Source organism: Priestia taiwanensis, assembly GCF_014638355.1.
In the GTDB taxonomy this organism is placed as follows: Bacteria; Bacillota; Bacilli; order Bacillales; family Bacillaceae_G; genus Priestia_D; species Priestia_D taiwanensis.
Window position 1 is genome coordinate 2296529 of sequence record NZ_BMFK01000001.1, and the last position, 10051, is coordinate 2306579.

Below are 10051 nucleotides of genomic sequence, written 5' to 3' on the forward strand. Positions count from 1 at the left end.
TAATAATTCTATTTTTTCTATTATTGTACACGTTTGAAATTATATTATAAAGAGAAAGTTGTACTATCTTTTTCCACTATCTCCATTTTCACACCCTTACCGATCATCAGAAACGATATGAATATCGATGTTTTTTGTTTCACGCATAATTGTATTCACAATAGAACCTTTCGTAATTTCCTCCCATCTTGTTCTTGCCGATTGCCCTAGTAGAATTTGTGTTACTTGTAATTTTTTCGCTATGTCGCTAATTGCCTTTGCAGCTGTGCGATGACTCATTTTTTCTATTAAAAAAGTTGCATGAAATTGTTTGGAAAGCTTCTCCCATTTACTAACGATTTCTCGTTTCACTTGTGACATATCTTCTATTGCATCCCGCTCCACCGTTACAATATATAACTCCGCATTCAATCTATTTGCCATTCTCCATCCACGGCGAATAAGCTTTTCCGCAGTTGGCCCATTTTGGACACATACTAAAATACGCTCCTTTATCCCTGTAACATGGATTTTCTCGTCTACATCATCGGCAACTTCTCGCAGTGCCAATTCTCTCAATGCACCTAAATTATTTAATGTAAAAAAATTGTGCAAGCTACGCTCAATTTTTTCCTTCTTATATATCTTTCCTTCTAGCAACCTCTTTTGCAACATTTCAGGCGGAATATCAATTAGCTGAATTTCATTCACCTTTTGTAGCAATGTATCTGGTACACGTTCGCGAACTGCTACACCCGTAATTTGTTGGACAATATCATGCACACTTTCTAAATGTTGAATATTCATTGCGGAAAATACATCTATCCCTGCCTCTATAATCTCTTCAATATCTTGAAACCGCTTCGAATGTTTGGACCCTGGGATATTCGTATGTGCAAGTTCATCAATTACCACAATATGCGGGGCACGCTTCTTAATTGCTTCAACATCCACCTCTTGGAATGCTTTCTCTTTATACATAATTATCTTCATAGGGACTTGCTCTAAGTCACCTATCATTTCCTCTGTTTCTTTCCGTCCATGCGTTTCTACATATCCAATAACAATATCCATACCTTCTCGATATAAATCATGCGCATCTTGTAACATTTTATACGTCTTTCCAACTCCTGGCGCGGCCCCTACATATACCTTCAACTTCCCACGTTTACTCTCCTTAATTTCAGCTAAATATTCTTCCGGTGTCCTTCGTTGCATACCCCATCCTCCTATACATGCAGGAATACCCCAATCTGTAATAAGACTGAGGTATTCCTTCTCTTCATTATTTCGTTAATTGATCTAGCGCAACATTTAATTTCAATACATTCACTTTGTCCTCTCCAAAAAGTCCTAAATCTTTCATTTCAATATGTTGTGCTACTAATTGATTCAATGTAGCTTTGTTCATTCCTCTTTCTTTCGCCACATGCTCTACTTGTACATAAGCAGCTGCTGGACTAATATGTGGATCTAATCCCGATCCTGAGTTGGTTACTAAATCAATTGGCACTTCTGATACTGGTACTGTCGGATTGGCTTTTTTCCACTCTTCTAACGACTGCTCTGTTCTCGCTACTAAATCTTTATTCGAAGGAGCGTAGTTATTAGAACCTGAGGAATCCCCTTTATATTCTACGCTAGACACACGTCCATGGAAGTATCGTGGGCTTGTAAATTGCTGACCGATTAACTCCGAACCAATGATTTCATCCTTTTCATTATAAATGAAACTTCCTTCAGCCTTTGCTGGAAAAATGGCTTGTGCTACACCTGTTACCGCTAGCGGATAAAGGAAGCAACATAAAACAAGCATAACAACTGTTAAACGGAGAATTGGTCCAACTATACTTTGTTTCTCATTCATTCTTCTCGACTCCTTTTCTTCCTATATAAATAATGCGACGATTAAATCAATTAACTTAATTCCGATGAACGGAACAACTACTCCACCAAATCCGTAGATAAATAAATTGCGACGTAGCAATGCATTTGAACTCATTGGCTTATATGCAATTCCCTTCATTGCTAGCGGAATCAACAATGGGATAATGATAGCGTTGAAGATTAACGCTGATAGAATCGCAGAAATAGGAGAATGTAAGTGCATGATATTTAATACTTCCATCTCTGGAATAGCTAACATAAACATCGCTGGGATAATTGCGAAATACTTTGCAATATCGTTTGCAATACTAAATGTCGTTAATGCTCCTCTTGTCATTAATAACTGCTTTCCAATGGAAACAACTTCAATGATTTTCGTTGGGTTCGAATCTAAATCAATCATATTTGCTGCTTCTTTTGCAGCTGCTGTACCACTATTCATCGCTAAACCAACGTCTGCTTGTGCTAATGCAGGCGCATCATTTGTACCGTCTCCTGTCATTGCAACTAACTTTCCTTTTGCTTGCTCTGTTTTAATTACTTCAATCTTATCTTCTGGTTTGCATTCTGCAATAAACTCATCTACACCTGCTTCTTTGGCAATAGTTGCAGCTGTTAATGGATTATCACCTGTACACATAATCGTTTTAATACCCATTTTACGTAATTGATCGAATCGCTCTCGCATACCAGGCTTTACTGTATCTTTCAAATAGATTAATCCATACAAATGGCCATTTACAGCTACCGCTAAGGGTGTCCCACCTTCTGCCGCAATTTGATCAGCCTTCTTCAGTGTATCGTGTGGAATACGTCCACCTTGTTCCTTCACCCACTCAACAATCGCTTGCACTGCCCCTTTTCTTACTTTTGTTCCATCTCGTAAATCAATACCACTCATACGCGTTTCTGCTTTGAATGGTACAAATTCACCACCATTAATCATCGCTTCATTATATGGATATGCCTTACTTTGTACATAATCAATAACCGAGCGCCCTTCTGGTGTCTCATCTAAAATGGAACTAACTGCCGACCATTTTGCCACTTCATCAAGACGTTCTTCACCAACTGGCACAAGTGTATATGCCATACGATTACCGAATGTAATTGTTCCTGTTTTATCCAGAATAATTGTGTTAATATCTCCCGCAGCCTCTACTGCTTTACCAGACATCGCCAATACATTAAATTTCGTTACACGGTCCATTCCAGCAATACCGATTGCAGATAACAATCCACCAATTGTCGTCGGAATTAAACAAACGAGTAGCGCGATCAAAATCGCAATATCTAACTCAAATCCTAAGTAACTAGTGAAAACTGGTAACGTCACAACAACAATCAAGAAAATAAGTGTTAAACTCATCAGCACTGTATGGAGCGCAATTTCGTTCGGTGTTTTTTGACGCTTTGCCCCTTCTACTAATGCAATCATCTTATCGATGAACGATTCTCCAGGATTGCTTGTAATAAGAATTGTTAATTCGTCACTGACAACCATCGTGCCGCCTGTTACTGAACTGAAATCTCCACCTGCTTCTTTCATAACAGGAGCTGATTCACCAGTTATGGCTGATTCATCAACCGAAGCCAAACCTTTAACAACTTCCCCATCACCCGGAATCATCTCACCTTGTTTAACGAAGACAATATCACCTTTCTTCAATTCTGTTGATGCAACCTTTACAAGTGTTCCATCACTCTTCATCAAATTAGCGTGAATTTCTTTTTTCGATTGTTTCAATGAATTAGCTTGCGCCTTTCCACGTCCTTCTGCAAGTGCCTCTGCAAAGTTCGCAAACAATACAGTAAACAATAGAACAAGTGAAACAATTGGATTAAACCAAGCCGGCACCATACTGCTTTCTAGTGATGTAAATGGTAAAACAAGTGTGATAAAGAATCCGATTTCTACAGCAAACATAATTGGATTTTTTATCATCACAGCTGGATTCAACTTCAACACAGATTGCTTTAACGCTTGCCGTACAATATCTTCTTCTAACATTCTAGCTCTCTCTATTCTTTCTTCTTCACTAACTGCTTGATTTACTACTTGAAGACGCTTTTGTTGCTCTATATAAGATGGTTTACCCATTGCTATATCCTCCGTTCCCTTATTTCAAAGTCAGAAATTCTGCGATTGGTCCTAACACTAAAGCCGGGAAAAATGTTAATGCACCAACTAATAAAACTGTACCAACGAAAATACCACCAAATAAGCTCGTATCTGTTCGGAATGTTCCGATTGTTTCAGCTACAACTGGCTTTGATCGAAGTGACTCTGCCACTGCCAACATCGTCACTAAACCGAAGAAACGACCTAAGAACATGAGTAATCCAGTTGAAATATTCCAGAATGTTGTCGCATCTCCTAATCCTTCAAACCCTGAACCATTATTCGCTACAGACGACGTATACTCATACATAACTTGTGATATACCATGGAAGCCTGGATTTGAAATCGTCTCACTTCCTAGTGGTGTCCATAACGCAACCGCAGTAGCTCCTAAAATTAATAACGGTTGGAAAAGTAATGTCAACGCGATCAACTTCATTTCTCTTCCTTCTATTTTCTTCCCTAAAAATTCCGGTGTTCTGCCGACCATTAATCCCGAAATGAAGACCGCAATTATCACATACATCATTACGTTGATGAAACCTGCGCCAATTCCACCAAACACGGTATTAAGTAACATGTTTAACAACGTAATCATTCCACCAATTGGTGTTAATGAATCATGCATCGCATTTACTGCCCCTGTTTCAGCTGCTGTTGTAACGACAGAAAAGATAGATGACTGTACAACACCAAATCGTGTTTCTTTCCCCTCCATATTCCCTTGCGTAGCATCCATTCCTAATGCACTAAGCGCTGGGTTACCTTGGAATTCAGCATATAACGACGTACCAACACCAATTGTGAACAAAATGAACATCGCTGCGAAAATAACTCTTCCTTGCTTCTTATTGCCAACCATTCGTCCATAAGCAAACGGAAGAGAAGTTGTTACAAGCATCATTAAGATTAACTGTAAGACGTTACTAAGCGCTGATGGATTTTCAAATGGATGGGCTGAGTTTACACCGAAATGACCGCCCCCATTGTTTCCTAATAGCTTAATAGATTCAAATGCTGCAACTGGCCCCCTAGCAATTACTTGCTCGACACCTTCTACTGTTGTTAGCACAACATTTGATCCCAACGTTTGCACAACACCAAATCCAACGAACACAATCGCCGCAATAAAGGAAATCGGTAAAAGAACACGTGTAATTGAATAAACGAAATCCGTCAAAAAATGACCTAATTTCCTCCCTGCTAATCCTCTAATAAATGCCATCGCAATCGCTAAAGTCGTTGCTGGAGCAGCAAACATTAAGAAAATCAGTACCATTTGTGATAAATGAGATAATGCACTTTCCCCACTATAATGCTGTAAATCTGTATTTGTCATAAAGCTAATCGCCGTATTAAATGCTAATGTTGGTTCCATTCCTTCCATTCCATTTGGATTTAACGGTAAAAAGTTTTGGAATCGAAAAACAAAATACGCCACAACAATCATACATGCATTTAATAATACAAGTGATAATGCGTATTGCTTCCAACCTTGATGAAACGTTTTAATGCCACTTAATTTAAAAATTGGTTTCTCTATCCAACCAAATGCTTTATTTAATCGTTCGTTCTTATACTGAAAGGCTTTCTCTAAATACATACCTGTTGGCTTTGCTATAACAATAAAAAGGACAAGAATGATAACAACGGATAATAAAATACTAGTCAATGTCTGTTCCCCCTATTAAAATTTCTCTGGATATAATAATGCATAGACAAGATACACCGCGACTAATCCAACAATCCCTAATAACACCATCATCATTTCTTATTCCCTTCTTGAATTACTTTATTTGACCACCGGATTAACCCTACCATTGATACGACTAACGTTATAAAAATAGCTCCCATAATGAGATCTAACATATATTACGCTCCTTTTTTACGTTTTTGTAAATATTTACCATTAAAAAAGACAACAAAAAGACACTGAGGTATTACTCAGTGTCAAAAAAAGGCACATTGTAATCCTCTCCCGAAACGCTTACGAGGTTAGCTGTCGGATTCGGGCCTTGGAAGTAGCCCTATCTTTTTCAAGAATTCACCCCAAGTGACAAAACGTCACAAAATTGGTTCCCCCGCTCTAATAATAGACTCAGCGATTTATCGAATTATATGCTGTTAAGTTCGTTATCGTACTAGGTATTAACCCATGTTAAATAAATATTTCATACCCTACACGCCCCTTCTCTCTGAACGCTTACGAAGTTAGCTGTCGGATTCGGGCTTTGAGAGTAGCCCTATCTTTTTCAAGAATTCACCCCAGGATGATTAAATCATCGATTCGGTTCCCCCGCTCCAAAATGGATTCAGCGATTTACGGTATTTGTATTATGAACGAAATTATACTCCCACTAATTTGAGTTGTAAATAGATTTGTTTCCTCTTTTTTCTATTTTTTTATTTTTTGCAGAAATGGCATTTATACTAGCTATCTACAAACTTTTCTTACAATAATATCTATCCTCACTCCTTCTTTTACCATTTTCATCCATTGACTACCTACTAATTATTTTACTAAAATAATTATATAGAATAAATAATCATCCGGAGGTATAAAAATGAGCACGACTATAGAAATAAATCAACAAAAAAACTCATCAAAACACCCACCTGGATTGTACCTACTTTTCTTCACAGAAATGTGGGAACGCTTCAGTTACTATGGAATGCGCGGTATTCTTATTCTTTATTTAACGACAGCTGTTGTAAACGGCGGATTAGGATATGAAGCAGCTATCGCATCTACAATTTACGGTTTTTATACAATGTCATGTTACCTGACTCCGGTTCTTGGTGGATATATAACAGATACATTTATGAATAAAAGACTTGCCATTACCATCGGTGGTATTACAATGGCAATCGGGAACCTTGTTCTCTTCTTTGATCAAGCACATTCAGGATTTTGGATCGGTATCGCTTTATTAATTATCGGAAATGGATTCTTCAAACCTAACATTTCAACATTAGTTGGGGAATTATATGAGGAAAATGATAAGCGTCGTGACTCTGCCTTCACGATTTTCTATATGGGAATCAATATTGGGGCTTTCTTTGCACCATTAATATGTGGATTCTTAGCAGAGGATTTATTCAAAACGAACATAGATGGTGTTATTTCTTACGGATTTAAATACGGATTTTTAGCAGCAGCAATCGGAATGCTAATCGGTCAGTTACTATTTAACCTACTTGGAGATCGTTATTTAGGTGACATCGGTAAAACAAGAACGAACCAAAAAGTAGACACACAACAAATTGACAAAAAAGTACCACTAACAAAACAAGAAAAACAACGCACATGGGTTATTTTAATATTAGCTGGATTTGTTATGTTCTTCTGGATGGGATTTGAACAAGCTGGTAACTCCTTATCTATTTATACGAGAGATTTCGTTGATCGTAGCGTAAATGGATGGGAAGTTCCTGTTTCTTGGTTCCAATCACTAAATCCATTGTTCATCGTGTTATTAGCACCTGTGATGTCTCTTCTTTGGGTCAAATTAGCGAACTCAAAACGAGGCGACTTAAGTATTCCTGTCAAAATGGGACTTGGTATGATTCTACTTGGAACTGGATTTATGGTGTTAGTATTAGCTGTTATGCAAACAGGTAGTGATCCTGCAAACAATGTAATAAAAGCACATTATATCTTTATGGTCGGTACGTACTTCTTACACACATTAGGAGAACTATGCTTATCACCAGTAGGTCTATCAATGGTTACAAAGCTTGCTCCTATAAAATACGCTTCAGTCTTAATGGGTGCATGGTTAGCAAGTACAGGTGTAGCCAATTTCTTAGCAGGTCTGTTATCTGCTTATACAAATACATTAGGATTCTTCCACATCTTTTTATTAATTGGTGGATTAGCAATCTTATTAGGGATTATCCTCATTCTTATCTCTAAAAAATTAGTAAAAATGATGGAAGTATAGTAATACACAGAGGGCCTCTATTTCTTTGGGAAGTAGAGGCCCTTCTTATATTTTCGAAAATAATAAATTGGCAACATTTTTTACTAAAAAACTGTTGTACTATTCATATAAAAGGAGTATCATTCTGTTGTTCAAAACTGAAAATATGTTATTTTAAAACACTATGGAGATGAAAAACAACATGTCTAAAACAGCCAAAGCAGAATCTATTCCTGATGCTCTTTATAAGCTTTTATCCCTTTTAAAGGTAATAAAATTAGAGCATATCATCCAATTTACCGCATTATTTATAGCATCAATTATTTATGCACTAGCAATGAATATTTTCATTATTCCCCATCATATGTTAAGTGGTGGATTCGCTGGTATCGGGATGATTATTGGTTATATTACCGGTCATGATATCGGCGCATTAATCTTTCTATTAAATATTCCATTATTCTTACTAAGCTATTTTCACCTAGGTAAGAAGTTAACGCTTTTAAGTGTATTCTCGATTGGTACTTCTTCCATTGCAATGAGTTTTATTCCTGTACAAGAAGCAACACACGACATTTTACTTTCGGCCGTTTTTGGCGGCGTATTATATGGTGTATCACTCGGTATTATTTTCCGTTTTTCATCTTCTATGGGTGGATTCGATATTATCGGACTAATCATCTCAAAATATAAAGATGTTTCTCTTGGTATTATCACATTTACATTTAACTGTATCTTACTTGTTATTGCAGGATTCATCTTTGGATGGGACATGACCTTCTACACAATTATTGCCCAGTTCGTCTGCACTAAAGTAATTGATACTATCCATTCCAAACACGTCAAATTAACAGTAATGATTGTGACAGAGCATGGCTTAGAATTAAAACAAGCATTATTAGATCGATGCAGTCGCGGTGTCACAATGGTAGATGCAGTTGGCGCTTATACGAATACAAACAAAAAAGTCCTGTATACCGTTGTTACACGTTATGAGTTAAGTGACGTGAAACGACTAATTCGAACAGTCGATAACCACGCCTTTGTAAACATCACACAAACCGTTGAAATCATGGGACACTTTAAACGAACATAATAGTACTATTCATTTCAAATTGGATCTTTTCATAAAAAGGTCCAATTTTTTTATATAAGAAAATAACGCCTCTATTACAAAACTGTAAGGCTCCTGTCATTTCATTCAATAGTTTCTACTCACCTTCTATCCTACAATAAAGACAAGAACAACAAACATAACCAAAAGGAGAGATATGACATGAAAAAAGTATTCGCAATGATTATCGGATTAATGGAACTAGTTGTAGAAGGAAATAACGTAGCCGAAGATTTAGGAATGAACCATTCACTTTCATAAGAAGGAGTTACCATGTTTCAAATAACCGAACAAATAAACAATACGTAAAAAAGCTTGGAATATCCAAATTGGAATCCAAGCTTTTTTTGCTATATGCTAATTTGATATTTTCGTAAATGAAATTCTTGCAGAAACTCCTACTGTAGCTAATGCGACTAAAGAAGCTCCAGACGGCGATTGTACGCGGAACGTATCTCCAGCATTACATGAAACAATTGTCTGCCCTGTTCCTTCTATTCCACCTAAGTTCACAACGTACGCCGTACCACCTCCAGCAACATTCGCCGCATTACGTTGTAAAGCAAAAGATACAGTTGTTAATAAGAGAGCCGAGGCAACGATATCATATGAAATTAAATATATACCTGCAGTCCCCACTGTTATCGTATCAAACGTACCATTAATATTAATATTTGCAGTAGACACATCAACATTTGGGAATGTAAGAAGACCATTTGCTGCTACCGTTTGGTTACTCGTGCTTGCAAAGAAACCATATTCTCCAAAGGCAGTAAATCCGGTGGCTCCCGTTGCTCCTGTCGCTCCGGTTGCTCCTGTGACTCCTGTCGCTCCTGTTGAACCTGTTACTCCTGTGGCTCCTGTGGCTCCTGTGGCTCCTGTGGCTCCGGTTGAGCCTGTTACTCCGGTGGCTCCTGTTGAACCGGTGGCTCCTGTCGCTCCTGTCGCTCCTGTCGCTCCTGTGGCTCCGGTTGCTCCGGTTGAGCCTGTTACTCCGGTGGCTCCTGTTGAACCTGTGGCTCCCGT

Annotated in this window: 8 protein-coding genes, 1 pseudogene and 2 riboswitches; of the genes and pseudogenes, 2 read left to right on the forward strand and 7 right to left on the reverse strand. The window is 37.8% G+C overall.

Annotated features, from left to right (window positions below; translation table 11 throughout):
- Positions 1–96 precede the first annotated feature (96 nt).
- From kdpDN to IEV41_RS11960, 6 genes and pseudogenes are all read right to left on the reverse strand, one after another.
- Positions 97–1197, reverse strand: a complete 1101-nt coding sequence (kdpDN, locus tag IEV41_RS11935; RefSeq protein WP_188388591.1) for a KdpD-like non-kinase potassium sensor — start codon at positions 1195–1197, stop codon at positions 97–99.
- Between the two features lie 67 nt (positions 1198–1264).
- Positions 1265–1846 (reverse strand): potassium-transporting ATPase subunit KdpC, encoded by a 582-nt coding sequence (kdpC, locus tag IEV41_RS11940; RefSeq protein WP_188388592.1) that lies wholly within the window; start codon positions 1844–1846, stop codon positions 1265–1267.
- A gap of 21 nt (positions 1847–1867) precedes the next feature.
- A pseudogene (gene kdpB / locus IEV41_RS11945) lies at positions 1868–3874 on the reverse strand (potassium-transporting ATPase subunit KdpB); the annotation flags it as partial.
- Between the two features lie 112 nt (positions 3875–3986).
- Positions 3987–5660, reverse strand: coding sequence for a potassium-transporting ATPase subunit KdpA (gene kdpA / locus IEV41_RS11950; RefSeq protein WP_188388594.1), 1674 nt, complete (start codon positions 5658–5660; stop codon positions 3987–3989).
- Positions 5661–5675: 15 nt separating this feature from the next.
- Complete coding sequence (locus IEV41_RS20360) at positions 5676–5756, reverse strand: potassium-transporting ATPase subunit F (RefSeq protein ID WP_188388783.1); 81 nt, start codon at positions 5754–5756, stop codon at positions 5676–5678.
- Positions 5753–5857 (reverse strand): hypothetical protein, encoded by a 105-nt coding sequence (locus IEV41_RS11960; RefSeq protein ID WP_188388595.1) that lies wholly within the window; start codon positions 5855–5857, stop codon positions 5753–5755. Before IEV41_RS11960 ends, IEV41_RS20360 begins: the two co-directional genes overlap by 4 nt.
- 99 nt (positions 5858–5956) lie before the next feature.
- A riboswitch (cyclic di-AMP (ydaO/yuaA leader) is annotated at positions 5957–6102 on the reverse strand.
- 72 nt (positions 6103–6174) lie between these two features.
- Positions 6175–6316, reverse strand: a riboswitch (cyclic di-AMP (ydaO/yuaA leader).
- A gap of 236 nt (positions 6317–6552) precedes the next feature.
- Here IEV41_RS11960 and IEV41_RS11965 point away from each other — a divergent pair.
- Both IEV41_RS11965 and IEV41_RS11970 read left to right on the forward strand, forming a co-directional pair.
- Positions 6553–7932 carry a peptide MFS transporter gene (locus IEV41_RS11965; RefSeq protein WP_188388596.1) on the forward strand — a complete coding sequence of 460 codons (1380 nt, stop codon included), beginning with the start codon at positions 6553–6555 and terminating at the stop codon, positions 7930–7932.
- Between the two features lie 181 nt (positions 7933–8113).
- Entirely contained in the window at positions 8114–9007 is an 894-nt protein-coding gene (locus tag IEV41_RS11970) for a YitT family protein (protein WP_188388597.1), read from the forward strand.
- A gap of 375 nt (positions 9008–9382) precedes the next feature.
- Here IEV41_RS11970 and IEV41_RS20180 read toward each other — a convergent pair.
- On the reverse strand, positions 9383–10051 hold a 669-nt coding region (locus IEV41_RS20180), incomplete at its 5' end, for a BclA C-terminal domain-containing protein (RefSeq protein WP_444544315.1).